General features: G+C 57.2%; 18 protein-coding genes and 1 pseudogene. 5 read left to right on the forward strand and 14 right to left on the reverse strand.

What is annotated here, in order from left to right; translation table 11 throughout:
* Positions 1 to 8 precede the first annotated feature (8 nt).
* The 12 genes from recD to rppH form a co-directional block, all read right to left on the reverse strand.
* Positions 9 to 1,847 (reverse strand): exodeoxyribonuclease V subunit alpha, encoded by a 1,839-nt coding sequence (gene recD / locus RDN66_RS08650; RefSeq protein ID WP_202217248.1) that lies wholly within the window; start codon positions 1,845 to 1,847, stop codon positions 9 to 11.
* A complete protein-coding gene (gene recB, locus RDN66_RS08655) occupies positions 1,844 to 5,383 on the reverse strand; it encodes an exodeoxyribonuclease V subunit beta (protein ID WP_308537780.1) in 3,540 nt (1,179 codons plus the stop codon). The genes recD and recB overlap by 4 nt, the downstream gene beginning before the upstream one ends.
* Positions 5,380 to 8,265 (reverse strand): pitrilysin, encoded by a 2,886-nt coding sequence (gene ptrA, locus RDN66_RS08660; RefSeq protein WP_202217246.1) that lies wholly within the window; start codon positions 8,263 to 8,265, stop codon positions 5,380 to 5,382. Before ptrA ends, recB begins: the two co-directional genes overlap by 4 nt.
* 153 nt (positions 8,266 to 8,418) lie before the next feature.
* Complete coding sequence (recC, locus tag RDN66_RS08665; protein ID WP_308537781.1) at positions 8,419 to 11,790, reverse strand: exodeoxyribonuclease V subunit gamma; 3,372 nt, start codon at positions 11,788 to 11,790, stop codon at positions 8,419 to 8,421.
* 12 nt (positions 11,791 to 11,802) lie between these two features.
* Positions 11,803 to 12,123 (reverse strand): prepilin-type N-terminal cleavage/methylation domain-containing protein, encoded by a 321-nt coding sequence (locus RDN66_RS08670; protein WP_202217244.1) that lies wholly within the window; start codon positions 12,121 to 12,123, stop codon positions 11,803 to 11,805.
* Positions 12,108 to 12,539: a DUF2509 family protein gene (locus RDN66_RS08675; RefSeq protein WP_308537782.1), complete on the reverse strand. Its 432-nt coding sequence runs from the start codon at positions 12,537 to 12,539 to the stop codon at positions 12,108 to 12,110. The genes RDN66_RS08670 and RDN66_RS08675 overlap by 16 nt, the downstream gene beginning before the upstream one ends.
* Positions 12,536 to 13,090, reverse strand: coding sequence for a prepilin peptidase-dependent protein (locus tag RDN66_RS08680; protein ID WP_202217242.1), 555 nt, complete (start codon positions 13,088 to 13,090; stop codon positions 12,536 to 12,538). Before RDN66_RS08680 ends, RDN66_RS08675 begins: the two co-directional genes overlap by 4 nt.
* Positions 13,084 to 13,548, reverse strand: coding sequence for a prepilin peptidase-dependent protein (locus RDN66_RS08685; protein ID WP_202217241.1), 465 nt, complete (start codon positions 13,546 to 13,548; stop codon positions 13,084 to 13,086). The genes RDN66_RS08680 and RDN66_RS08685 overlap by 7 nt, the downstream gene beginning before the upstream one ends.
* Positions 13,549 to 13,756: 208 nt before the next feature.
* A complete protein-coding gene (thyA, locus tag RDN66_RS08690) occupies positions 13,757 to 14,551 on the reverse strand; it encodes a thymidylate synthase (protein ID WP_123650647.1) in 795 nt (264 codons plus the stop codon).
* A 6-nt stretch (positions 14,552 to 14,557) separates the two neighbouring features.
* Entirely contained in the window at positions 14,558 to 15,430 is an 873-nt protein-coding gene (gene lgt / locus RDN66_RS08695) for a prolipoprotein diacylglyceryl transferase (RefSeq protein WP_202217240.1), read from the reverse strand.
* Between the two features lie 253 nt (positions 15,431 to 15,683).
* The gene (gene ptsP / locus RDN66_RS08700; RefSeq protein ID WP_202217239.1) at positions 15,684 to 17,930 is read right to left on the reverse strand and encodes a phosphoenolpyruvate--protein phosphotransferase; all 2,247 of its coding nucleotides are present in this window, start codon (positions 17,928 to 17,930) and stop codon (positions 15,684 to 15,686) included.
* Positions 17,931 to 17,942: 12 nt separating this feature from the next.
* Positions 17,943 to 18,473, reverse strand: coding sequence for an RNA pyrophosphohydrolase (gene rppH, locus RDN66_RS08705; RefSeq protein ID WP_035893962.1), 531 nt, complete (start codon positions 18,471 to 18,473; stop codon positions 17,943 to 17,945).
* 441 nt (positions 18,474 to 18,914) lie between these two features.
* Between rppH and RDN66_RS08710 the strand changes: the two are divergent.
* From RDN66_RS08710 to RDN66_RS08730, 5 genes and pseudogenes are all read left to right on the forward strand, one after another.
* A pseudogene (locus RDN66_RS08710) lies at positions 18,915 to 19,013 on the forward strand (hypothetical protein); the annotation flags it as partial.
* Between the two features lie 143 nt (positions 19,014 to 19,156).
* On the forward strand, positions 19,157 to 19,852 hold the full coding sequence (gene mutH / locus RDN66_RS08715) for a DNA mismatch repair endonuclease MutH (RefSeq protein WP_035893964.1): 696 nt from the start codon (positions 19,157 to 19,159) through the stop codon (positions 19,850 to 19,852).
* Between the two features lie 177 nt (positions 19,853 to 20,029).
* Complete coding sequence (locus RDN66_RS08720; RefSeq protein WP_035893966.1) at positions 20,030 to 20,743, forward strand: TerC family protein; 714 nt, start codon at positions 20,030 to 20,032, stop codon at positions 20,741 to 20,743.
* 123 nt (positions 20,744 to 20,866) lie between these two features.
* Complete coding sequence (locus RDN66_RS08725; RefSeq protein WP_035893968.1) at positions 20,867 to 21,085, forward strand: YgdI/YgdR family lipoprotein; 219 nt, start codon at positions 20,867 to 20,869, stop codon at positions 21,083 to 21,085.
* A 126-nt stretch (positions 21,086 to 21,211) separates the two neighbouring features.
* Entirely contained in the window at positions 21,212 to 22,252 is a 1,041-nt protein-coding gene (locus RDN66_RS08730) for an NADP(H)-dependent aldo-keto reductase (RefSeq protein ID WP_035893970.1), read from the forward strand.
* Positions 22,253 to 22,389: 137 nt separating this feature from the next.
* On the opposite strand, the gene lplT is transcribed toward RDN66_RS08730, so the two are convergent.
* Positions 22,390 to 23,583, reverse strand: a complete 1,194-nt coding sequence (gene lplT, locus RDN66_RS08735) for a lysophospholipid transporter LplT (RefSeq protein ID WP_308537783.1) — start codon at positions 23,581 to 23,583, stop codon at positions 22,390 to 22,392.
* Positions 23,576 to 25,735, reverse strand: coding sequence for a bifunctional acyl-ACP--phospholipid O-acyltransferase/long-chain-fatty-acid--ACP ligase (gene aas / locus RDN66_RS08740; protein ID WP_308537784.1), 2,160 nt, complete (start codon positions 25,733 to 25,735; stop codon positions 23,576 to 23,578). The genes lplT and aas overlap by 8 nt, the downstream gene beginning before the upstream one ends.
* Positions 25,736 to 25,839 lie beyond the last annotated feature (104 nt).

Here is a 25,839-nt window from a genome sequence, read left to right on the forward strand (position 1 = left end):
GTGCTAACCTATTCCATCTCTGCAAAAATCACCGACAGGCCGCTGCGTCGTTCGGTGCGCGTGGCAATCGCCTGCGCGAGCAGGTTTTTATCGGCATACATCGACAGCCGCACTTTTGCGCGGGTTATCGCCGTATAGACCAGCTCACGACTCACCACCGGGACAATCTGCGTCGGCAGCACCAGCGCGGCGTGCGTGAACTCGGAGCCCTGTGATTTATGCACCGTCATCGCCCACGCGGTGTCGTGCTCAGGCAAACGGCTTGGCTGCACAGATTTAATCGTGCCATCCGGCATAGGGAACCAAACGCGCATCCCCTCTCCGCGATCCAGCGCAACGCCGATATCGCCGTTAAACAGCCCCAAAGCGCTGTCGTTTCGCGCAATCATCACCGGGCGGCCTTCATACCAGCGGGAGTGGCGCTGCGGCACAATCTGTCGGTGGCGCGTAAGCAACTGCTCAAACTGCTGATTAAGCCCACTGACACCCCACGGCCCTTCGCGCAGCGCACACAGCAGTTGGTATTCACCAAACGCCGCCAGCACAACTTCAGGGTCAGCCCGTTCACGTAAAAGCTGCAGATAAGGGCCATAGCCCACTCGCGCGTCGTCGAGCATCGCGGCGTAGTCGTCCGTCGAGTGCTGCGGCTTCAGTTCAATATCGCTAAAACCGCGGGCAAATACGGCGTCGATCTCTTTTTTATCCCCCCGGTTCACCGCGCTGGCAAGCTGGCCGATACCGGAGTCGCTACCAAAACGGTAGCTGGTACGCAGCAGACAAAGGCTGTCGCGTAGGGATCCTGCGGTTTGACCGTCACCGGCGGGAACCGTGGCACCCGCCAGGCGGCTTAACTGTGCCGCGCGCTCTGCGGTGTAGCCTGCGTTCACCCAGCTACAGATATCGCCAAGCACCGCACCGGCTTCTACCGAAGCAAGCTGGTCGCGGTCGCCAAGGAAGATAACCCGCCCGTGCGGCGGCAGGGCGTCAATCAGCCGCGCCATCATCGGCAGGTCAATCATTGAGGCTTCATCCACCACTAGCACATCCAGATGCAGCGGGTTTCCAGCATGGTAGCGCATTTTCTGGCTGCCCGGCTGCGCGCCGAGCAGGCGGTGCAATGTGCTGGCATCGGTGGGCAGCATGGCTTTTTGCGCGTCGCTTAAATCGAGTTTTCGCAGCGCCGCGCCCAGCGATTCAGTGAGACGCGCCGCCGCTTTACCGGTTGGCGCAGCCAGACGAATACGGCATTTATCCGTCCCCGCCATCTGCACCAGCGCCGCCAGTAGTTTCGCAACGGTGGTGGTTTTCCCGGTGCCGGGGCCGCCGGAGATAACCGAAATACGGCGAGTCAGCGCCACGGCGGCAGCCACTTTTTGCCAGTCGATCGTATCGCTTACCGGGAACAGCGCGTTGAGCGTCGCAGCAAGCTGGGCCTCATCGACAACAAATGGCGCGTTGTTTTCGCTAAAGAAGCGCGCCACGGTGAGTTCGTTGCGCCACATGCGGTTGAGATACAGTCTGCCACGGCTCAGGATCAGCGGCGACGGGCGTTCCCCACCGCTGACGGCGTCTGAGCTTAGCAATAACGTTTCCCACTCCTGCGGCGCGTTCGCTTCGGCAAACAGCTGCTGCCAGAACTCGCGAGCGCGGCCTTTCGGCTGCATAGATGGGCTGAGATGGGAGAGCGACAAACAGACGTGCCCTTCCCCGGTATCGCGGCTCAGCATCGCGGCGGCCAGCATGACGGCAGGATGCTCATCTTTCGCCACCATCAGCGCAAACTGCACGTCGAGCGGGCGCAGCAGCTTCAGTTCGGCCGCTTCCAGTAAACGTTGTTCGAGCGTCATACGTTGCTCTCCTCACCGGCAAACAGCGCGTCCATTGCCATAATCAGCGCGGGGTCGGGCCGGGTGGCAAATATTCCCTGCTGCCCCGCTTCGCCGTCCACGCCGCGCAGGAACAGATAAATCACGCCGCCGAAATGGCGTTCATAGTCATAGTCGGCAATGCGGTGACTTAGATAGCGATGCAGCGCCAGGCTGTAGAGCTGATACTGCAAATCATAGCGGTGTGACCGCATTGCCTCCGCCATCGCCTCCTGGGTATAGGCCTCACCGCTCTCGCCGAGCCAGTTAGACTTGTAGTCCAGCAGGTAATAGCGTCCGTCGTGGCGGAACACGAGGTCGATAAAGCCCTTCAGCATGCCGCGCACCTGGCGGAAATCGAGCTCCGGACAGCCCGCCGACAGCGGATCATAGCGACGGGTCACGGCGTCCAGCGCGCGCGCGTCCAGCGTCTGGGAAATCGGCAGATAAAACTCCATCTCCACCTGCTTTTGTCGCGCGCTAAGCTGGTTAAGCGCAACGCCGGTATCCCCCAGCGGCGCGGCCAGCACCTGGGTAATCCAGCGGGTCAGCACCGGTTCCCAGACTTCATCAAAGCCGTTGTTTTGCAGCTTTTCACGCATCCACTCGGGTGAGATAGGCTGGGTGAAGTCGAGGTCTTCAAACAGGCTGTGCAGGAATGTCCCCGGCGACGCGCCGCGGGGGAAGTGGTGCGGCGTCATCTCCGGCTCAACTGGAGCGTCCGCGATGCCCGAGGCGTCAATATCGATACGCGGCAGCAGGTCCTGCGCCACGCTGTGTCCGCGCTGCTGTAGGCCGGAGTAGCTGGTGACCCGCCAGTCATCAACCACGCGGCGCAACACCTGACGCGCCGCCAGCTCCGGCATCTCGGGTTGCGTCGCCTGCCAGCGAGCGTCGTCCGGCGCGGTGGCCAGCGTTAAGGATATATGTTCGTCGCGCAGCGCGTGGAGGCAGGCGTTCAGGCCAGCGGCATCCAGCACTTCGCCTTTTTGCAGCAGCCTGCCCGGCGCGCTGTGGTGTAATTCGGTATCGGTCGGTTTATCGCTGCGCCGTGCCGTCAGCGGGGCAATGCCCAGGCTGCAATGCCAGATGGCGCGCGTTAAGGCCACATACAGCAGACGCAGGTCTTCCGCCAGGCGTTCCGCTTCCGCGAGCTCCAGGCTCTCGTCGCTTTCGTTGAGGTCCAGCACCGCCCTGAAGGATTCACGGTCGTGGTAAAACGCCTGTTTCTCTTTGCGGAACCGGGCGATAAACGGCAGCCAGACCAGCGGGTACTCCAGCCCTTTCGATTTGTGGATAGTGACTATTTGCACCAGGTGCTTATCGCTCTCCAGGCGCATTTGCTGGCTGGACGCGTTGGTATCCGGCTCAGCGACCTGCTGATTGAGCCAGCGCACCAGCGCATGCTCGCTTTCAAGCTGAGTCGCCGCCTCCTGAAGCAGTTCGCTCAGGTGCAGAATATCGGTTAAGCGCCGCTCGCCGCCGTGGGTTGCCAGCAGGCTTTCCGCCATTGAGCGTGCGCTCATCAGGGCGCGAATCATCGGCATCACGCCGCGCCGTTGCCAGATAAGCCGGTAGTCGCTGAACTCCTCCACCAGCGCATCCCAGGCGTTCTCATCCTGGTTGAGGCGTTCAATGTCCTGCGCATTCAGGCCAAACATCGCCGTTGCCAGCGCGCTGCGCAGCGTGTTTTCCCGTTCAGGCGTTAACACGGCCTGAAGCACCCACAGCAGCTCTTGCGCTTCCGGGGTTTCAAACACGCTGTCGCGGTTGGAGAGGTAGACCGATGGGATCGCCAGCGCGTTAAGCGCATCGCGAATCAGTGACGCTTCCTGACGGTTACGCACCAGCACGGTAATGTCCGACGCTTGCACCGGCCGGGCGTTATCGCCACGCCACAGCAGCGCGGTACCCTGTTGTCCCGCCGTCAGCCAGTCGCGAATTTGCGCCGCGCACTGCTGGGCCATAAAGGCTTGATAATCTCCCGCGCTAACGCCTTCACCGGGCATCAGCCACAGGTTCATGGCCGGCTGATTTTCACCGTCAATTTCAAAACGTAGCGAAGCGTTTTTAGGCGCTGATTTCACCGGCAGGAACGGAATATCGCGGAACATAAAGGGGTTATCAACCAGCCCGAACAGGCGGTTGACGCTTTCGACCATGCCCGGCGCGGAACGCCAGTTGGTGTCGAGAGTGTAGTGGGCGGCCACGTCGCTGCGCGCGCGCATATAGGTAAAGATATCCGCGCCGCGGAAAGCGTAAATCGCCTGCTTCGGGTCACCGATAAGCAGCAGCGCGGTATCAGGCTGCTGCCGCCAGATGCGGCGGAAAATGCGGTACTGCTGCGGGTCGGTGTCCTGGAATTCATCGATCATCGCCACCGGAAAACGCTGGCGAATAGCGGCGGCCAGGGCGTCACCGCTGTCGCTTTCCAGCGCTTCATCGAGACGGCTTAGCATATCGTCAAAGCCCAGCTCACCGCGTCGGCGCTTCTCACGGGCGACCGCTTCACGGATCTCTTTCATCGCCTGGGCGATCACCAGATCGTTCAACGTCAGCGGCGAGGCCAGCAGACGTTCAATCGCGCTGAACAGCGGATGGGTCGGCACTTCACCGCCCGCTTTGGTGCGGTCGGCAAGAAATGGCTGGCTGAATTTCTCCAGCGCATCTGGCAACTGGTAGTTTTTGGTCTCTTCCTGGGCCCAAACGCTGATCTTTTCGATCCATTTACCCTGGTTGCCGCGGTTGAATTTGCGTCTGTCGATCCCGGAGTTTTCCAGCAGTGAGTCCAGCTCGCCCACGCTCGCCAGCCATTGCTGTTTAATGTCGTTTATCTGCGTGAGGATCTGCTGGTGTCGCGACGCCAGCGTTTCGGCCTCGCCGAGCGGTATCTTGAGCTCCGGCGCTTCGCCATGGAGGTAGCGATCGATAGATTTGAGCAGGTCTTGCGGCCCTTTCCACGATTCGACTATCACCTGTGCAATCTCGCGATTGAGCGGGTAGCAGTGACGACGCCAGAAGTCGGCGCAGGCCTGGTAACGCAGTTGGGATTCGTCTTCAATCAGCTGCTGTTCAAACAGCATGCCGGACTCAAAGGCGTTCAGGCTCAACATCCGCTGGCAGAAACCGTGAATGGTAAAGACGGCGGCATCGTCCATCTGACGCTCCGCCAGCAGCAGCACGTTGGCGGCCTGTTGAAGGTCGTCAATTTCCGCCAGCAGGCTGGCATAGAGCGGGTTGTCGGTGGCGTTACGCAGGCAGGAGACGCGCAGCTCGTGAATGTTGCTACGAATACGTCCGCGAAGCTCTTCGGTGGCGGCTTCGGTGAAGGTCACCACCAGCAGCTCTTCGACGTTAACGGGTCGAGGATAGGCGGCCTCGCCGCCCAGCCCCAGCAACAGCCGCAGGTAGAGTGCGGCTATGGTGAAGGTTTTTCCAGTGCCCGCAGAGGCTTCAATCAGGCGCTCACCAATCAGGGGCAAGCGCAGGGGATCAAGGGACTCGGCGGTTCCGGTCATTCGTTCTCTCTTCGTATAGGTAAGGTTTGCTGCAGCTCAGTAATGCTCTGCCACACTTTCCAGCCCTCAGGATGCGCGTAGTCCGTTTTGCCATTCTGGCTTCCGGAGACCTGAGACAGCACCGTCATACCCTGCGGGTCAACGACCGTCTGGTGGAAGAAGTCGGCCAGCTTTTGCGGCGTCAGCAGCTTGATCTGGGCTACTACTTTATCACGTGAATCAAAGGCCATATTACCGCGATCGAAATCTTTGCTCAGCTGCGAGGCTTCATCGCTCAACGTTTGCGGCGCTTGCAGCATGTCGGCTATGACTGCCTGTTGGATCTGGGCAAACTCTTCCGGCTTCATCGCGCGCAGCTTCTGTTCTGCGGTCGGGAAGAAAGCCTTGAAACGTTCCCACAGGAAGGACGGCTGTTTTTCGTTACTTTGCAGCAGGAATCCCATGCCCCACTGACGACCCACGTTCATCGAGAAGGCAAAGACGGCGTAGCCTAACTGCTCTTCGGTGCGCAGTTGTGTGTAGAACCACGGCTGGACGATTTGCGCCAGCATGGCGCTTGCCGCTGAGCTTGAGAACTCATCGACGTTTGGTGGTGCGAACACTGCCGCCAGCGCGGAGTCGGTGCTGGCGCCCGCTTTCTCGAAGATGACGTTTTGCTGTTTATCCACCAGCACATCTTTGTTGCGACACCACTCGCTGCCGTTGGCCCCAAGCTGGGTCTGAACGTTGCGCGCAAGCGTCGTGGACTGCTCGGCGCTCAGGTTGCCAATAACCATAAACTCCGGTCGCGCCCCGGTTTTCAGACGGTCGCGGTAGTCCATCACCTCTTTGAGCGTAATGGAAGGCAGCAGCGCTTTACGATCTTCACGCTGGAAATAAGGCACCTGCGACAGCATCTGCACCGGCATAATCGCCTGTTCGTACGCTTTGCCTTTATCGGCGGAATCCATCATTTGCAGGTACCAGGATTTCGCTTGTTCCAGCTGCTCTTCGGTTGGCGTGTAGCTGAAGTAGCCCTGCAGCAGTGCATCAAACAGCTGCGGCAGACGTTGAGTGTAACCGTTGGCATTAAGCATCAGGCCATTGTTCGCACCGGTAGAGAAGCTAATCCCGCCGACGGCGGCCTGGTTACTTAACTGATCAAGCGCAATGCCGGCCAGGTAATCATTCAGCGCAAACATCACCTGATTACGGGCGCTGTCCATCGCTTTGGGGTTACGCAGAATCAGCGTGATATCGGCCTTAGGTTCGCTGGCAAAGTAGCGGCTCGGCATATAGACCAGACGCAGGTTTTGCTCATCAACAATCAGCTCCGGATGGGTGTACTTTTTCTCGCTTTTAATCAGCGTGAAGTCGTCCGGTATGTACGGGTTAAGCTGCGGCAGATTCAGCGCAATGCCGCTGGCGTCCTTCTGCCACTTGGCAAAAGTATCGGCGCTAATTTTATCAACCTGGTAAGGCGCATCCACAAAGTAGGCCACTTTGTTGTGCGGCTCTTTCGGGCTGATATACCAGATACGGGCGTTTTGCGGCGTCATCATCGCCAGACGATCTTTGACCGCCTGCGCGTCGTAGCGGTCGGCAATGTTCACCGCGTCCAGCGTATGCGCTACCGGCACGCGAATCATGGTATCCGCCAGCCACTCTACGTAACCCATATCGCGGGTGATGGACGGGTAACGGAAATCGAGGTTCAGCACGTGCGCCAGCTCGTCAAAGTAGCTTTTATCAACACCTTTCTGACGCAGCGTATCGAGATAGCTAAAGATGGCAGAGACCACTTCATCGCGGTGGGCCAGCCCTTTATCGGTTAAGGTAGCTGAAATCGCCAGCACGCCGCTGTTGCCGTTGACGACCGGGTCAGAGTCCGCGCGAATACCTTCCACCAGCCCCTGCTTTTGCAGCCAGTCGGATAAGGTGCCCGGCGTGCGGTTACCAATCAGGTAGGTAATCAGTTCGTCGGTTTTGCTACGGAACTGTGCGGAGTTGTTATCAATACGGAACTCAACGCGCAGCACCTTACGCGGCAGCGCGGGAACGTAATGAATGATGATGCCTTTCTGTGCGTCAGTGACCACCGGGACGGTAATTTCCGGGCGCTCGATGGATTTATCCGGGACGCGACCATAGGTTTGGGCGGCAATCTGCGCCAGTTCAGGCAGCGGTTTGTTACTGTAAATCACCGCCTTCATCAGGTTAGCGGAGTAGTACTTGTTGCGAAACGCCAGCAGCGCTTCATACACCGGGCTATTGGGTTTGTCGCTCAGCGTTTCGAGGTTACCGCCGGAGAAACGTGCGCCGGGGTGCGCCGGGTTGATGGTTTCTGCACTCACCTGCGCCATACGCATACCGTCACGAGTACGCGCCATGGTCAACTCAGCGTTGACGGCGTTACGCTCGCGGTCGGCGTATTTTTTTTCCAGCAGCGGCGCGGCAATCGCGTCGGCCAGGCGGTCGACCGCCCCCTGCAAGGCATCGTTTTCGACTTCCAGATAGAACGCGGTGCGATACGGCGCGGTACTGGCATTGTGGCTGCCGCCGTGCATTTTTAAGAATTCGGCGAGGCTGTCAGGCTGCGGGTAGTTTTTCGAGCCCATCAGCGTCATGTGTTCGAGGAAGTGCGCAAGGCCCGGATGGGAGTCGGGGTCTTCCAGCGAGCCGACGGGCACCACCAGCGCCGACAGCGATTTCACCGCCTGCGGGTCTGAAACCAGCAGGACGACCATCTTATTGTCGAGCGTAATCGCTTGATACTGACGGGTGTCTTTTTCGCTTTTGCGGATGGTTTCCTGAATCGGTTGCCATCCGGTGTCTGCCTGACCTACGGTCGCCCAAAAGGCGGTGACGAAAACAACAATACTCAACCAGATACTGCGGGGCATTCACGGACCTCACCATTAACAGATACTTCAAAAATCAGCATGCTCTTGTGGGCAGTATCAGCCTCAGCTTACCGCTTCGTCTGCTGCCAATCATCAGTCCGTGACTTCTGCGCATAGTAAATGAACCCATTAACTTGCGTAATTTTTATACAATCACGATGACTGGTTGAAACGGAATACCGGCAGCAGATACGGCGTCGTCTGCGCGATAATCGCTTCATATTGCGCAGGTTCCAGAGTACGCCATAAGCGCTGATACCAGACGTCAGCCCCTTCACCACTCACTACCATGTTGCCTTCGTAAGCCTGTAAAAATTTACTGCGGGCTTTCTGCTGCGAGTCTTCGTCTTCTAAGATGGCATCATTTTCGGCATCGTAACAGGCTTTTATCCATGCTCCGCCGCTCTCCGGCAGGAACAGCAACGGTTGACACATTCCCTGACGATAGCCTGCAACCAGCTGTGACAAATACGCTTTCGCTTCATCTGCCGCCAGCGGCGGGAAGTACCACTCCCCATCTTTACGCAACAGCAGACGGCTGTCACCCGTTCCGCCACTTGCACAGTAGACAAGGTGTTCCAGCCAAAGTTGCATTCCTTGTGAAACGCTAAGCAAAGAAGGACGCCAACGCAGCAGGCCATTTTCCTGAACCTGAGGCAGCCAGCCGGTGATATTCACCCCGTCGCAGTCGAGATCAATTTCCATGCTCTGCGCCGTGCGGCGATACTCAATCACCCGGCTAGCCAGCGCGGTCATTTCCTGATGCTGGGCCTCCCAGGCAATTTCACCAAACGGTCCGTAGGGCAGTTCACCGGCCGCGCGATAGCGTCGATACATCTGCCCCGCATCCTTCTGCTCAATCAGGGTGTTTAGCAACTGCTGATTAAGCTGATAACGCGTTAACCCTTCGAGGGTGAACGGTTCGGTATCCGGGATATCGTTCTCTTCATTGCGGAAGTTCACCTGCAGGCGCATCTGGAAAAAGGCGCGCACCGGGTGCGCCCAGAAGCGCTGAAGCTGTTCTAGCGGCAGTGTGGTTAACGTCAGTGGTTCCAGCGGCTGGATAAAGCTGGAATGCGCTTCGCCCTGCTGACTCGCCGCCGCCAGCCACTCCTGGGCATAGCTTTGCTGTTCACCGGCTTTGTAGTTGTCGGCATCAAACGGCATGCGCGGATGCAGCTGCATGATATGGCGCTTCACGCGCTGTTCGCTTTCATCGCAGTTGAGCGCTTCGTCGCCCTCAAGGCAGTGGCTCTGGCCGATGTAGTCCAGCAGCTCCTGTACCAGCACCGACGGGTAGCGTTCGCTGTTATCCTGAATAGAACGGCCGATGTAGCTGATATAGAGTGATTTTTCCGCCGACATCATCGCTTCAAGGAACAGATAGCGGTCGTCGTCGCGGCGGCTACGGTCGCCGCGCAGCGGCTTCTGGCTCATCAGATCAAAACCGAGCGGTGCCAGCGCACGTGGGTAAATTCCGTCGTTCATGCCCAACAGGCACACCACTTTGAACGGAATGGAACGCATCGGCATCAGAGTACAAATATTGATTGGCCCCGCCAGGAAACGCTGGCTGATACGTTCCTGATCGAGACGCTGCGCCAGTTCATCGCGCAGCAGCGTCAGCGGTACCTCTCCGGCGTACTGCGACTGTACGCCCTGGGCGATGATTGCCTGCCACTGCTGCTCTATCAGCGTCAGCGCGGCTTCTGTGTCCTGATCCGGCAAGAAGAAGTCGTTGAGCATCTCACGACACACCGGCAGCCACTCCTCCAGCGAGCGAGTCTGCGTCAATACCTGCCGCCAGCGGTTTAGCTGCATCAGCAAAGAAGCCAGATACCCGACCAGCTCGGCAATCAGGCCACTGGACTCATCATACGGTAGCACTTCCTGCCATTCGCCCTGTTCGCTCTCCATCGCGTAGCCCAGCAGCATACGCGTAAGACCAAAGCGCCAGGTATGCTGCCCGGTGGCGGGCAGGTCCATTTCGCGGACGTTGTCATCGTCCATCCCCCAGCGTACGCCGGACTCGCTCACCCATTGGCGAAGGTGCAGCAGGCCCGCTTCATCAATGTTAAAGCGCGCTGCCAGCACCGGCACATCAAGCAGCGCCAGCACGTCTTCGCTGGTGAAGCGGCTATCGGGCAACGATAGCAGAGTGATAAACGCCTGCATTGCCGGGTGCGCCTGACGGGCGCGACGGTCCGAAATAGCGTACGGCAGGTAGCGTTCACCGGTCGCACTGCCAAAAACGGCCTGAATAAACGGGCTGTAGCTGTCGATATCCGCCACCATTACGATAATGTCGCGCGGCGTCAGCGTCGGGTCAGCCTCCAGCATGGCGAGCAGGCGGTCGTGCAATACTTCGACTTCGCGCTGCGGGCTGTGGCAAACGTGAACGGTCAGACTGCGGTCATCTCGCGCCAGCGGGCGCTTGTCGCCGCTATGGGCGAACTCTTCCGCGCTGCGCCCGGCGATGGCAGAATTTTTCAGCTCCAGCACGTCGTACTGAAGGTTGTGCAACAGATTGTCAGGTTCGATATCGACGAACGCATCCAGTTCCTGATAGCGTTCAAGCCCCGCCAACAGGTAGATGTAGTCGCGTCCCAGCTTGCCCCAGGAGGCCAGCATCGGGTTGTCAACGTCCTGCTCGCCGTCATCGTTAAACAGTCCCGGCGCGTGGCTGGCGTCCTGGAACAGCGGCAGTTCACGCTGTTCCCGGTAGTGGCGGCGCTGCCGCGCCATCAGCCGCGCCAGAAACGCCGGATCTTTAATATCACCCCAGTAGTAGCGGCACGGGTTGGTGAACAACACGTAAATATCGACGTGCTTGCCCAGCGCCTGCAGCGCGTGCAGGTAGACCGGCGGTAACGCAGAGATTCCGCAGATAAAGACCCGCGGCGGCAGCCCCGCAGGCGGTTGGTCGCAGTTTTCCAGCGTATCGATAAAGCGCTGATATAAGTTGGCGCGATGCCACAGCGGCTGACCCAGCGCGGCAGTATGCTCCACCAGCGCTTTCCACAGCGGCGCTTGCCATGCCTGCGCCTCTCCTACGCCGTCAACTAATCTTCCAGCTTCCCACTCCGTGAGCCATTCAGGACGATAGACCAGATACTGGTCATATAAGTCAGCTACGCGGGAGGCTAGCTGGAACAGCTTACGCTTGTCGGCATCGTCGGTGAGATAGTGGCGCAGCGGGATAAAGGCCTCGTCATCCAGCATGCCCGGCAACAGGGTCATTAGCTTCCAGCTCATGCTCTGCTTGTTAAAGGCGCTCTCGGCGGGGATTTCAGGCAGAACGCGGGTAAACATGTCCCAGATAAAACTGGCAGGCAGTGGGAAATCGATATTCGCGGCAATGCCAAAACGCTGTGATAGCGTCATCTGCAGCCACTGCGCCATCCCGGTACTCTGCACCAGAATCATTTCAGGCTCGAAAGGGTCCGCCAGCCGGTCCTGTTCAACGATGAACTCCATCAATGCTTCCAGCACATCCAGACGGTTGGAATGATAGACCCTTAACATAATCGCTCCTGACTACTGACTGACCGGGCAATGCAGACGAGACATACGCCCCTGCCTGCCCATGGGGGTGGTAATAGTAGCACTGATGCTGACACAACGTTGTGACGATGTCTGCCCCCGCTCACTCGTCCAGCCGTCGGGAACCGCTTGCGTCTGCTGCTGCGTTTGCAACCAGGCGTAGCGCCACATCTGGCGGTACTGATTAAGCGTCACGCTGCTGGTTGCCAGCACGCGATAATAGCCGCCAAGCGCCGTCACTACGCTCACCATCAGAAACATCGCTAGCACGACTTCCGGCAGGCTAAAGCCTCTGGCTTTCAGGGTATCTGGCATAACGAGGCCTCCTTTAAAGGGCAAAAATCACTCCAGCCATGTGGTGAAAAATGGAGGTTTCCGCCTGCCCACGAGCCCGACTGCCAGAGGCTGAGCGCGCCATTTTTTGCTATCAGCAGCAGCGTGCCGTCGCTAAAACGCCGCAGGCAGACCCGGCTGTCGGATTCATAAACCAGGCATTGCGCCCCGGCTTCTGCCGCCCAGCGCTGAACCTTCCCCCACTGAAGAGCGGAGTGAACCTTCCCCCACTGAAGAGCGGAGTGAACCTTCGCAGTACGTTGAATTAAGCGACTTTCGTTGCTCACTTTCTGCGTCTGTTGGCGCTGCGCCTGATTTAACCCCTGTAGCATCAGGCTTCCTAAGACCAGCAGCATGAGCACCATCGCCAGTGACGAAACGCCGAGTTCACGGTTCACTGGTTATATCCCGTCACGCCGTACTGCACGCTAGCCGCGATGTTGCCCGTGGCCATCGCAGACAGCGTAACAAACAGCTCCGGTGAGAAGCCTGCATTCGCATGACGCGTCACCTGAAACGCCGTAACGGTCGCCGTTTTCGGGTCGGTCATTTTGTTCCAGCCTTTATCATTGCAGGTATTCACCCCGCGCAGCGTTTCCAGCACGCCGGAGGTCAAGCGAAAACCTATCGTATCGGCATTATCTGCCGGCGTAGTTTCCCAGACGCCGTTGCTGTTACCATCCCAGCGCGCAATGACGCACTCTCCTTGTTGCGCGATTTGCAGCGCCTGTCCTGAACAACCGTCGCCACCACAGTAGCCTGCTCGCTGTAAATGCTTGGCTATGGTGAAGGCGCTCTGCCAGAGATCGTCTTCGAGCGCTTGCTGCCGCATCTGCTGGAATATGCCGCGCTGTAATGCGGGCAAAAATCGGGAAGCCCCCAGTAATAAAATACTGCTGATAGCCATCGCAATCAGCACTTCCAGCAGTGAAAAGCCGCGCATCAGCATGTTCTCCCCTCACACATACGTACCCGTCCCCAGCTCGAGATAACCATCGTCCAGCTTCCCGCCTCACTTTCCAGCGTAATGCTGCCAGCCCATGCCGTATTACGCAGGCCAAAGAAAGCCAGATTCGGCGTGATTTTCGTTAACCCAACTTCGGCCCATTGCGAACGATAGACCGCAGGATTTCCCGCAGGACAGCCGTCCAGAACCGTATCATCTGCCACCAGACACCACGCCACGGGACTACGATTAACCCGAAATCGACGATCGTGGTTACGCCAGTTGGCATCGCTACGCATTGCTGTCAGGTAGTCGCGTAGTTCGCTGGCGGTTTGCCATAGGCGCTGTGACTGTTGCCAGCTTCGCCAGCCGTAAAGGCCGGAGGCGCTAAGAATAAGCACCAGCGTCAGCGCAACCAGGGTCTCAATGAGGGTGTAGCCTCGTTCTCTTTCTCTGTTCATGGCGGGCAGTATGGTGCGCGCTTCAATAAGGCACGAGGCTGGGATTTAGTTTTTACGAGTCGTCTTCAGGGGAAAATAGCGGTTTGCTGCAACGCGAAGATAACTGTGGACAGCGCTTCGCAAAACGCGACGTTTTCAGCATCAGGAATGCTGACGAACGCACATAAAAAAACCGGCGCAAATGCGCCGGTTATTCATTGCCGTGAGGTTAAATCGCCACCGGCGCTTTGATACCCGGGTGCGGGTCGTAGCCTTCGATTTCGAAGTCATCAAAGCGGTAGTCAAAGATAGACTCCGGCTTGCGTTTAATCACCAGCTTCGGCAGCGCGCGCGGTTCGCGAGTCAGCTGTAGCGCGGTCTGTTCCATGTGGTTGCTGTACAGGTGGGTATCCCCGCCGGTCCAGACAAAATCACCCACTTCCAGGTCGCACTGCTGCGCCATCATATGTACCAGCAGCGCATAGCTGGCGATGTTGAACGGCAGGCCAAGGAACACGTCGCAGGAGCGCTGATAGAGCTGGCAGGAAAGCTTACCGTCAGCCACGTAGAACTGGAAGAACGCGTGGCATGGTGCCAGCGCCATTTTGTCCAGTTCACCGACGTTCCACGCAGAAACGATGATGCGGCGCGAGTCCGGGTCATTTTTCAGCTGGTTCATCACGGTGGTGATCTGGTCGATATGGCGGCCATCCGGCGTCGGCCAGGCGCGCCATTGTTTACCATACACCGGGCCCAGGTTGCCGTTCTCGTCGGCCCATTCATCCCAGATGCTGACGTTGTTTTCGTGCAGGTAGGCGACGTTGGTGTCGCCCTGCAGGAACCACAGCAGTTCGTGGATGATGGAGCGCAGGTGGCAGCGCTTGGTGGTCACCAGCGGGAAACCTTCTTGCAGGTTAAAGCGCATCTGGTGGCCAAAAATGGAGACGGTGCCGGTGCCGGTACGGTCATTTTTCTGGGTGCCCTCATCGAGCACCTTCTGCATCAGTTCAAGATACTGTTTCATGCTTCCTCAGGAGATCTGTTTCTGCGGACGGCGAAACGCCCAGACCATCATAATGATACCCGCAAGCACCATCGGAATCGAAAGAATCTGCCCCATGCTGATGTACTGCACCCATTCACCGGTGAACTGCGCATCCGGCTGGCGGAAGAATTCAGAGATGATGCGGAACAGGCCGTAACCAATCAGGAACAGGCCGGAGACCGAGCCCGCCGGGCGTGGTTTACGGATAAAGAAGTTCAGGATCAGGAACAGCACCACGCCTTCCAGCGCCAGTTCGTACAGCTGGGACGCATGACGCGGCAGCGAGCCGTAGGTATCAAACAGCGTTTGCCATTCAGGGTGAGACGGCAGCAGCGCCAGGTCTTCCGCACGAGAGCCCGGGAACAGCATGGTGTAGTGGAAGCTCGGGTCGACGCGGCCCCACAGTTCGCCGTTGATAAAGTTCCCCAGACGTCCGCAGCCAAGACCAAACGGGATCAGCGGCGCAATAAAGTCAGACACCTGGAAGAAGGTACGCTTGGTGCGTTTGGCGAAGATAATCATCACCACGATCACGCCAATCAGGCCGCCGTGGAAGGACATCCCACCGTCCCAGACGCGGAACAGATACAGCGGATCATGCAGGAAGGAGTCGAGGTTGTAGAACATGACGTAGCCGATGCGCCCGCCGAGGAACACCCCGAGGAAGCCCGCGTACAGCAGGTTTTCAACTTCGTTTTTGGTCCAGCCGCTGTTTGGGCGGTTCGCTCGACGCGTCGCCAGCCACATGGCAAAGATAAAGCCCACAAGGTACATCATGCCGTACCAATGCAGGGAAACCGGTCCGATGGAGAAAATTACCGGATCAAAGTCCGGGAAACGCAGATAACCACTATTCATCTGTCACCACAAATGCTTGTTATTCCGCCGAAAGTGGACAGCGGTAGAGATGCGCGCCGGAGATTTCTGGCGCTCCAAAGGTGCGAATGATAGCACAGGGGAGATGAGAGATGATGCGCAGAAGATGTAAAAGATATGTATAAACGGGGAGCGATGAGAGATCCCGGCGTCGCTGCGCTCGGCCGGGCTACGAGGTGGTGCAAAATGCAGGCCGGACAAGCGTAGCGCCATCCGGCAATGTGCGTCGGGTGGCCTACAGGCCGCCGCGAATCAAGCCGCCGAGGCCACGGCGCTCCATAAACGCCGCCACCTGATGGCGCACTTCGGTGGCCATCTGCGCGTCGAGACTGCGCCGCGCCAGGGTTTCAGCATCTTCGAGGTCGATATTACGCAGCAGGTACTTCACGCGCGCCACCGAGCGGCCGTTCATCGACAAATGACGGAAACCCAAGCCCACCAGAATGGTGACGCACATCGGGTCGCCGGCCATTTCGCCGCACAGGCGTAAATCAATGCCGTAGCGATCGGCTTCCTGGACAATCATCGACAGCACCCGAATCATGCCAGGGTGCAGGCTGTCATACATGCTGGCGACGCGCGTGTTGTTCCGGTCTACCGCCAGCACGTACTGGGTCAAATCGTTGGTGCCCACCGAAATGAAATCAACGCGGTTTACCAGATTCGGCAGCATGAAGATCATCGATGGCACTTCCAGCATGATCCCGATCCGCGGTTTTGGAATCGCGTAGCCGATCATCTCTTCCACTTCACGACCGGCACGGTCGATCAGGCGGCGTGCTTCGTCCACCTCTTCCAGGTTGGTGATCATCGGCAGCAGGATGCTGAGGTTGCCGGTTGCCGCGTTAGCACGCAGCATCGCGCGCACCTGGATCAAGAAGATCTCTGGCTGATCCAGCGTTATGCGGATGCCACGCCAGCCAAGGCACGGGTTCTCTTCGCTAATCGGCATGTACGGCAGCTGTTTGTCCGCGCCGACGTCGAGCGTTCGCAGCGTCACGGGTTTGTCGTTAAACATCTGCAGCATGCCCTGATACTGCGCGACCTGCTCCTCTTCCGATGGGAAGCCGCTTTGCAGCATAAACGGAATTTCGGTACGGTAGAGGCCGATGCCGTCAATGCGACGACCCAGCTTTTGTTCATGTTCCGGGCTTAAACCGGCGTTAAGCATCACTTTCACCCGCTCGCCGCTTTTCAGTTCGGCCGGGCGCTCAACGTCCCCTTCCGCCAGGCGGCTCAGCTCATTTTCTTCGCTGATGAGGCGCTGGTATTCCTGCACCAGGATAGGTTCAGGGTCGACCAGCAGTTCGCCGCGATAGCCATCGACCACCAGCGTGCGCCCATGAAGGATCGCGGGCTGAATATCCGCCCCCATTACCGTCGGAATGCCCAGCGCGCGCACCATGATCGCCGCGTGGGAGTTGGCGGCGCCGTCACGAACGACCACGCCCGCTAACCGATCTTGCGGAACTTCAGCCAGCGTCGCCGCAGAAAGCTCGTCGGCCACCAGCACAAAGCGCTCCGGCCAACCGTTAGCGCCTTGCGTGGTGTCATCAAGATGGAACAGCAATCGCTGCCCAAGCGTGCGCAGATCGCCCGCCCGCTCTTTCAAATAGCCATCGCTCAGCGCGGCAAACTGTTCAGCGAACTTCTCGATGATTTTCTTCACCGACCATTCGGCAACCGAGCCTTTATCCACTTCCGCAAACAGCTCGCGCCGCAGGCTGGCATCAGAGAGCAGGTGTGAATAGAGGTCAAAAATCGCCGCCGTCTCTTTTTGCGCTCCGGCGGCATAGCGTTTGCTGTAGCGACGGAATTCGTTCGCCGCCTCTTCCAGCGCGCCGGTTAAGCGCTCGCGCTCAAGCGCAGTGTCCAGCGAGGACGCTTCGTAAACCTGCTCCATTAATGGCAGAGTAGCGTCCATCCAGCCTTCGGCTATCGCCACGCCCGGTGAAGCAGGCAGCGCGCGAATGCGCGTCTGACGATACTGACCAAACAGCGCCGTCAGCTGAGATTGAGAGAGGATTGCCGCCATTTGCGTGGCGAGCGTCACCAGGAATGACTCTTCGCTTTCGTCGAACTGACGCAGTTCACGCTGCTGTACCACCAGTACGCCAAGCAGTTGGCGGCGCTGAATAATCGGCACGCCAAGAAACGCGCGGAAGCGCTCTTCTTTTACTGAGGGAATGTATTTATAGCTGGGGTGTTTTTGCGCGTCGGCAAGGTTGATGGGTTCGGCCAGTCGGCCGACCAGGCCAACGATGCCTTCATCAAAGGCGAGCGTAATGGTACGACCCCGTGGCTTCTTCAGACCACGGGTCGCCATCAGATAAAAGCAGCGTCGATCGTTGTCGGCGAGATAGACCGAGCAAACCTCCGTCTCCATCGCGTGGCAGACGTCAGTGACCAGAATATCCAGCGCCTCGTTCAGACGAGGCGCACTCGCGACCTTCTCAACAATTTCGCGTAAGCGCGTGAGCATAATGTGCGTGGCTTAACCTCTTTTGCGTCGATAAGCAGGCGCGCTTTGCGGTTTTGGGGCGCTCTCCGCAAGCGCCATCACTACACTGGCGAACTCTTTCATCACCCGGCGGTAGACGTCGCGTTTAAACGAGACGACCTGACGTACCGGATACCAGTAACTCACCCAGCGCCAGCCGTCGAATTCCGGCGTGCTGCTGGTTTGCATATTGATATCCGCGTCATTGCCGATCAACTGCAAGAGAAACCACTTTTGTTTCTGGCCGATACAAACCGGCTTAGTGTCCCAACGCACCAAACGTTTTGGCAACTTGTAACGCAACCAGTTTCGGGTCGAAGCGAGGATCCGCACATCCTTGCGGCTTAATCCAACTTCTTCGAACAGTTCCCGATACATCGCCTGTTCTGCCGTCTCACCGGGGTTTATGCCCCCTTGGGGAAATTGCCAGGAGTGCTGACCATAGCGTCGGGCCCACATTACCTGGCCCTGACGATTGCAAATTACAATACCTACATTCGGGCGGTAGCCATCGTCATCAATCACCGGACTACCTCAAAATAAGCTTCAATGTGAATGATTGTTTCACACTCGCTGGAAACGGTAAACCACTCTATTACGCCACGACTAACGAATAACATTTGAATAACTCACAGTAATCATCAGAGTTATAAACAGAGAACCGCGCTTGCCGACGATTTTATTCACTTTTTCTGTGGATAGAGTTGTGAAGAAGTACGGAATTACCCAGGGAAAACCCAGAGTACTCTGAATAATCGCATGTCATCTTCAATCAGTAAAACGATATTTTTCATTATGTTATTATAGTTAATCCTGATGCATTAGCGCATAACGTGATGATCATCACATAGGCGATCCTTCAATTGATGAAAGATCGAGCAACGTTGGTTTTATCCACAGATTGTGCAAACATCTTAGGCATCTTTTGTGCGAAAATTCGATTTTCGTCGCACGTCAAGGCTGTAAATTGAAACAGTAGTAGGGCTTTTCCCCAGTTATCCCACTTTTCTGTGGATAACATGGTGTAAGATCCTGTTCATTGTCAGTGACCAGATTTGGAAAACCTTTTTCGACGTCATTTTTTCGTCGTTTTTTATCAAAAAAAAGGCATGATAATCATCACGTTGTCATATTTACCCAGAAAAAGTTAAACTCTATCCACACCCGGTAAAATTGTCGTTCATTTTTTCACCACAAGGCGCACCATCATGTCCACCCTTGCTCCACTTCGCGAATCGCCTAAAACCCAGGCTGAACTTCTTGCTCAGGCGCAGCGACTGGCGGGCTATTCGTTGGGTGAACTGGCGGCGATGGCTGGCATCGTCGCGCCGAAGGATTTAAAGCGAGACAAAGGCTGGATTGGCGTGCTGCTGGAGATTTGGCTGGGCGCCAGCGCCGGGAGTAAGCCCGAACAGGATTTCGCCGCGCTGGGCGTTGAGCTGAAAACCATTCCTATCGATTCCCAGGGTCGCCCGCTGGAGACCACCTTCGTGTGCGTCGCGCCGCTGACCGGTAACTCCGGCGTGACTTGGGAAAATAGCCACGTGCGCCACAAGCTCAAGCGGGTGCTGTGGATCCCGGTGGAAGGTGAACGGTCGATCCCCCTTGCTGAACGCCGCGTGGGCGCGCCGCTGCTGTGGACCCCAAGCGCAGAAGAAGAGCGTCAGTTACAGATGGACTGGGAAGAGCTAATGGATCTCATCGTTCTTGGTCAGGTGGAGCGTATTACCGCCCGCCACGGCGAAGTGCTACAGCTCAGGCCGAAGGCCGCGAACAGCAAGGCGCTGACCGAAGCCATTGGCGCGAAAGGCGAGCCCATCATGACCCTACCCCGCGGCTTCTATCTCAAAAAGAACTTCACCGCCGCCCTACTGGCGCGCCACTTTATGCTGCGGGTCGATTAATTTTTTTGTCCTGCCGCACAGCGGGATTATACTTCCCCCGCTGTGCGCGACCGGCACGCCTTCACCCTTCCTCTGACCGCCTGGAATGCGTTTCTGGGGAGGGTTTTGCATCGGTTGTCGCAACGCACCTCAACTATATCGATTAACGCTTTCGTTTTATTTGGCAGGACTTATCTAATGTTATTTGCATGGATCACCGACCCCAATGCCTGGCTTGCACTCGGCACGCTGACGATTCTGGAAATCGTTCTGGGGATCGATAATATTATTTTTCTCTCTCTGGTTGTTGCTAAGCTCCCTACCGCGCAGCGTGCGCATGCCCGTCGTTTGGGGTTAATGGGGGCCATGCTCATGCGCCTTGCGCTGCTGGCCTCGATTGCCTGGGTAGTCAAACTCACCCAACCGCTGTTTACCCTGTTCGGTCAGGCGATTTCGATTCGCGATCTGATTTTACTGCTTGGCGGGCTGTTCCTTATCTGGAAGGCCAGTATGGAAATTCATGAGTCTATCGAAGGCGATGAAGAGAGCCTAAAAACGAACGTTCATTCGTTTTTGGGCGCGATCGTGCAGATTATGATGCTGGATATCATCTTCAGCCTTGATTCGGTCATTACCGCCGTCGGTCTTTCCGATCATCTGTTTATTATGATGGCCGCCGTGGTTATTGCGGTTGGCGTGATGATGTTCGCAGCACGCTCAATTGGCGAATTCGTCGAAAGACACCCATCGGTAAAAATGCTAGCTCTGTCGTTCCTGATTCTGGTGGGCTTCACGCTGATTCTTGAAAGCCTCGATGTCCATGTGCCAAAAGGCTATATCTACTTCGCGATGTTCTTCTCTATGGCAGTAGAGAGCCTTAATCTGCTGCGAAGTAAGAAAAATAAACATTAATCAATCATCAACAGCCCTCAATTGAGGGCTGTGTCCGGTTTTTTTAAGATTTTCCTGCTTTATGCTGTGCCTTAGGTCGGTTATTACTAAACTATTAAGAGCGCGGCGATGAAGGGGATAACGATGACAAAATGGGCAGTGTTGATTTCCGCAGTAGGTTTAGCCTTTGCAGTTTCCGGCTGTAGCAGCGATTACGTGATGGCCACCAAAGACGGTCGGATGATCCTGACCGACGGTAAGCCGGAAGTCGATGACGACACCGGGCTTATCAGCTATGAAGATCAGCAAGGTAATAAGATGCAGATCAACCGCGACGACGTGTCGCAAATTATCAAACGATAATCAGAGAGGTCAGCCGCCTGCTGGCCTTTTTTCATTTTCTGCTTTCCCTTTTTCTCCCCCTCTGCCATTTTTATATTCCTTTGTCAGGACTCTTTCCTGACGCTGTTGATAAAAGGAAGCCGGCTTATGCAGTACCACCGTATCCCCCACAGCTCGCTTGAGATAAGCACCCTCGGGCTTGGCACAATGACGTTTGGTGAACAAAATAGCGAAGCCGACGCCCATGCACAGCTTGATTATGCCGTTAGCCAGGGCATTAATCTGATCGATGTCGCCGAGATGTACCCCGTTCCTCCGCGCCCGGAAACTCAGGGCCTTACCGAGACCTATGTCGGTAACTGGCTGGCCAAGCACGGCAACCGCGAGAAGCTGGTGATTGCTTCCAAGGTGAGCGGCCCTTCGCGCAACAACGACAGCGGCATTCGCCCCAACCAGGCACTGGACCGAAAAAACATTCGCGATGCGCTGCACAACTCGCTGACGCGCCTGCAAACCGACTATCTCGATCTCTACCAGGTACACTGGCCACAGCGCCCGACCAACTGCTTTGGCAAACTGGGCTACACCTGGGCCGACTCCGCGCCGGTAGTGTCGCTGCTGGAGACGCTGGAAGCGCTCACCGAATATCAGCGCGCCGGGAAGATTCGCTATATTGGCGTATCCAACGAGACGGCATTTGGCGTGATGCGCTATCTGCATCTGGCGGATAAACACGACCTGCCGCGCATTGTCACCATCCAGAACCCGTACAGCCTGGTGAACCGCAGCTACGAAGTGGCGCTTGCGGAAGTGAGTCAGTTTGAAGGCGTTGAGCTGTTGGCTTACTCCTGCCTGGCCTTCGGGACGCTCACCGGTAAGTACCTGAACGGCGCGAAGCCTGCGGGTGCCCGCAATACGCTCTTCAGCCGATTTACGCGCTACAGCGGTGAGCAGACGCAGAAGGCGGTGGCGGCATACGTCGATATCGCCAAACGTCATAACCTCGACCCGGCACAAATGGCGCTGGCGTTCGTTCGCCGTCAGCCGTTCGTTGCCAGTACGCTGTTAGGCGCGACGACGATGGAGCAGTTGAAAACTAACGTTGAGAGTCTGCATCTGGAGTTAAGCGCGGACGTGTTAGCAGAGATTGAGGCGGTGCATCAGGTTTATACCTACCCGGCACCTTAAAATGTAGGCCGGATAAGGCGGTGACGCCGCCATCCGGCAAGGTGCCACATCGTGCCGGATGGCGCTACGCTTATCCGGCCTACAATGACTACATTTATAGCCGTAGCCCGGCCAAGCGAAGCGCCGCCGGGTTCACATCAGCGGCGTTTACCCCACAGCCACAGCGCGATAATTGCCAGCGCAAACAGCACGCCAAAGCCAATCCCCACGCCGACCACCGGAATATTCACCGCCACCGCCAGCGAATAGAGCCCCAGCATAATCAGCATCGCGCTGTTTTCACCGAGGTTTTGTACCGCGATCGCATTACCTGAACCCACGGTCTGTTTGCCGCGGTCCTGCAGCAGCGCATTGAGCGGCACCACGAAGAAGCCGCCGCAGATACCGATGATAAATAGAAGTACGTACGCTGGCAGCAGCGCCTGCTGGAACGCAAAAATGGCAACAACCACGCCAATCAACACCCCGGCAGGCATACAGCGTGCCACGGTTTCAAGCGTCACCAGCTTTGCCGCCGCCCCCGCGCCAACCACAATCCCGACGGCGACCATCGCATTCAGATAGGTCGGCGTCGCGTTATCGGTAATCCCCAATGCCACCGGCACCCACAGCATCAGCAGGAAACGCAGCGTCACTCCGGCTCCCCAGAACATACTGGTGCCGAGCAGTGAGAAACGCGTTTCACCGTTATGCCACAGTACGTTGCAGGCATTGAAGAAGCTGCGGGTCATTGGGCCAAAACGCCAGGACTGCCCGGGACGGGCCGCCGGTAATTTGGGAATGAAAATGTTGGCAACCACCGCACCGCCATACACCACGGCACAAAGCGCCAGCGCCCCCACCACACTCCAGTCAGCCACCACGCCACCGGCCACCGAGCCAATCAGGATGGCGGCAATGGTGGAGGCTTCCATCAGACCGTTCGCTTTCACCAGCTTATCGCCAGTGGTGATTTCACCCAGGATGCCGTACTTCGCTGGCGAGTAGGAGGCTGCGCCAATCCCCACCAGCGTGTAGCCGATAAACGGGTTCATACCTGCACAAATTGTTGCCGCACCAATCAACTTCAGGCTGTTGGCGAACATCATCACCCGGCCTTTACCAAAGCTATCCGCCACCTGGCCGACAAACGGGGCAAAGATGATGTAAGCGCCCACAAACACCATTTGCAGCACCGGCTGGCTCCACTCGGGATAAAACTGCTGCTTCATGAGCGCCAGCACGGCAAACAGCAGCGCGTTATCGCCAAACGCCGAAAGGAACTGGGCGACAATAACCGCCATCATGCCTTTCGACAGCAGGGAGTTGTTAGTGTGTACTGACTCACTCATTCGGATGTTCCGTCTCTGCAACCATGCTCTTCAGGGTGACGAAATCCGGTTTACCGCTGCCAAGCAGCGGCAGCTGTTTAAGCCAGCGAATATCGCGGGGCACAGCCAGCTCCGGTACGCCATGGGCCCGCGCATACTGCAATAGCTTGTCGCGGGTCAGTTCATTATCGGTGGTAAACAGCACCAGCGCCTCGCCTTTGCTGGCGTCGGTTTTCACCGCGGTGGCATGCATCTTCTCAGGCGATACGCCCAGTGCTAGCTGCTCAACAATCTCTAGCGAGACCATTTCGCCGGCAATTTTGGCAAAACGCTTCGCGCGGCCCTGGATTTGCACAAAGCCCTGCGCATCAAACGCGACAATGTCACCGGTGTCATACCAGCCGGTTTCCAGTTCGCCGTGCTGATTCTCCGCCGTCGGCACTTCCAGCACGCCCGGATTTTCAACGCGCAGATAGCCCGCCATGATGTTCGGCCCCTTCAATTGCAGACGGCCGCCCTGCTCAATGCCCGGCACCTCCAGCAAACGCGCATCCATGCCCGGCAGAATACGCCCCACCGTGCCCGGCTTGGCCGCCATCGGTACGTTGATGGAAACCACCGGTGCGCACTCGGTCACGCCGTAACCTTCAAGAATTCGCAGGCCAAATTTGTCCTGCCAAAGTTCTTTGGTGCTCTGCTGCAGTTTTTCCGCGCCTGCCACGACATAGCGCAGACGATAGAAATCATACGGGTTGGCGAAGCGCGCGTAGTTGGCTAAGAAGGTAGATGTACCAAACAGCACGGTGCAGTTACGGTCATAGACCAGCTCCGGCACCACGCGATAATGCAGTGGGCTTGGGTAGAGGAACACCTGCGCGCCGGTCAGCAGCGGCGTGAACAGCCCCACCGTCAGGCCGAAGGAGTGGAACAGCGGCAGTGCCGACATAAAGCGGTCGTTGGCGGTGAAGTCGGCGATGGTTTTAATCTGCTCGACGTTTGCCAGAATGCTTTTATGGCTGTGTACCACCCCTTTAGGATGGCCTTCAGAACCCGAGGTAAAGAGAATAATTGCCGGGTCTTCCGGCTTCTGCGCAACCTGCGCCAGACGAGGCATCAGCACGCGAGAGAAGATCCACAGCTTATCGGTGGTGGTGACATCACCTTTTAAATCTTCGAGGAACACCCAGCGCACTTGGGTAAGCTGCTCGGTCAGGTGCCAGAGCTTGCCTTTATCAAGGAAAGTGCGGGAGGTAAAAATAGTGCCAATTTGCGCGGCGGTAATCGCGCTGGTAAGCCCTTTGACTCCGGCGGTGTAGTTCATCATGGCCGGAATACGCCCACGAGCGATAGCGCCGAAAATGACCGCCGCGCTGATGCCCGCATTCGGCAGCATCAGACCAATCTTTTCACCCTGTTTGCTGTATTTCTCCAGAATTCGCGCCACAAACAGCGTTTTGGTCAGCAGCTTGCGGTAGCTATCCGGCTGGAAGTTAACGTCTTCCACGCACGGTTTTTTCTCGCCGTAACGATGCATTGCCGTGAGCAAAGATTCATACAGAGTTTCGCGCGGACGCACCGCCATGCGCGCTTCCATCATAATCTGGTGCAGCATTTCGCCGGCGATTTTGCGCCGGTCGCGCGCGCGCGGCGCTTCCGGCATCGGCAGCGTCGTTGGCGGCAGCAGATGCAGCGAGATGCGTGGGAACAGGCGCTGCTTCACCAGCCCCTTCAGGCGACTAAAGTGAGTCAGCTCCGCGCCTTCAATGCGCACCGGAATAATCGTCGCGCCAGACTTCGCCGCCACAAAGGCCGCGCCGTCATATATCTTCATCAGCGAGCCGGATACCGAAATACGCCCTTCCGGGAATATCACTACCGGGCGGCCCTGTTCAATCAGGCGCACCAGATGCTTGATTGACATCGGTTTGGTGGGATCAAGCGGCACGAAATCGATAATGGGCGTCAGCCACCGCATAAACCATTTTTGCGAAATTGAGGTGTAGACGGCAAAAACCGGGCGAACGGGGAGAAATAACGCCAGAAGAATACCATCAAGGAATGAGACGTGGTTTGGCGTAATCAGCACCTTTGGCTGGCTCAGCGCCTCAGTGTTTCCCGTCATCCTGACCCGGAAGAGCACCTTAAATAGCTGTCGGAAAAAACAGAGAAGCATACAAACTCCTTTTGCCATAGTTTTGTCATTGAAGGTTACACGAGAAAACTGTGGAAAAGCAGTCCGGGACGAAAGTCAGGCAAAAAAAAACCTGCGCATCTGCG

The sequence above is a fragment of the uncultured Kluyvera sp. genome (genome assembly GCF_902485085.1).
GTDB lineage: Bacteria > Pseudomonadota > Gammaproteobacteria > Enterobacterales > Enterobacteriaceae > Kluyvera > Kluyvera ascorbata.

Excerpts from the sequence above, each read along its gene's own strand:
- recD (WP_202217248.1), bottom strand. The coding sequence starts at position 1,847 with ATGACGCTCGAACAACGTTTACTGGAAGCGGCCGAACTGAAGCTGCTG.
- recB (WP_308537780.1), bottom strand. The coding sequence starts at position 5,383 with ATGACCGGAACCGCCGAGTCCCTTGATCCCCTGCGCTTGCCCCTGATT.
- ptrA (WP_202217246.1), bottom strand. The coding sequence starts at position 8,265 with ATGCCCCGCAGTATCTGGTTGAGTATTGTTGTTTTCGTCACCGCCTTT.
- recC (WP_308537781.1), bottom strand. The coding sequence starts at position 11,790 with ATGTTAAGGGTCTATCATTCCAACCGTCTGGATGTGCTGGAAGCATTG.
- RDN66_RS08670 (WP_202217244.1), bottom strand. The coding sequence starts at position 12,123 with ATGCCAGATACCCTGAAAGCCAGAGGCTTTAGCCTGCCGGAAGTCGTG.
- RDN66_RS08680 (WP_202217242.1), bottom strand. The coding sequence starts at position 13,090 with ATGCTGATGCGCGGCTTTTCACTGCTGGAAGTGCTGATTGCGATGGCT.
- RDN66_RS08685 (WP_202217241.1), bottom strand. The coding sequence starts at position 13,548 with ATGAACAGAGAAAGAGAACGAGGCTACACCCTCATTGAGACCCTGGTT.
- thyA (WP_123650647.1), bottom strand. The coding sequence starts at position 14,551 with ATGAAACAGTATCTTGAACTGATGCAGAAGGTGCTCGATGAGGGCACC.
- lgt (WP_202217240.1), bottom strand. The coding sequence starts at position 15,430 with ATGAATAGTGGTTATCTGCGTTTCCCGGACTTTGATCCGGTAATTTTC.
- ptsP (WP_202217239.1), bottom strand. The coding sequence starts at position 17,930 with ATGCTCACGCGCTTACGCGAAATTGTTGAGAAGGTCGCGAGTGCGCCT.
- mutH (WP_035893964.1), top strand. The coding sequence starts at position 19,157 with ATGTCCACCCTTGCTCCACTTCGCGAATCGCCTAAAACCCAGGCTGAA.
- RDN66_RS08720 (WP_035893966.1), top strand. The coding sequence starts at position 20,030 with ATGTTATTTGCATGGATCACCGACCCCAATGCCTGGCTTGCACTCGGC.
- RDN66_RS08725 (WP_035893968.1), top strand. The coding sequence starts at position 20,867 with ATGACAAAATGGGCAGTGTTGATTTCCGCAGTAGGTTTAGCCTTTGCA.
- RDN66_RS08730 (WP_035893970.1), top strand. The coding sequence starts at position 21,212 with ATGCAGTACCACCGTATCCCCCACAGCTCGCTTGAGATAAGCACCCTC.
- lplT (WP_308537783.1), bottom strand. The coding sequence starts at position 23,583 with ATGAGTGAGTCAGTACACACTAACAACTCCCTGCTGTCGAAAGGCATG.
- aas (WP_308537784.1), bottom strand. The coding sequence starts at position 25,735 with ATGCTTCTCTGTTTTTTCCGACAGCTATTTAAGGTGCTCTTCCGGGTC.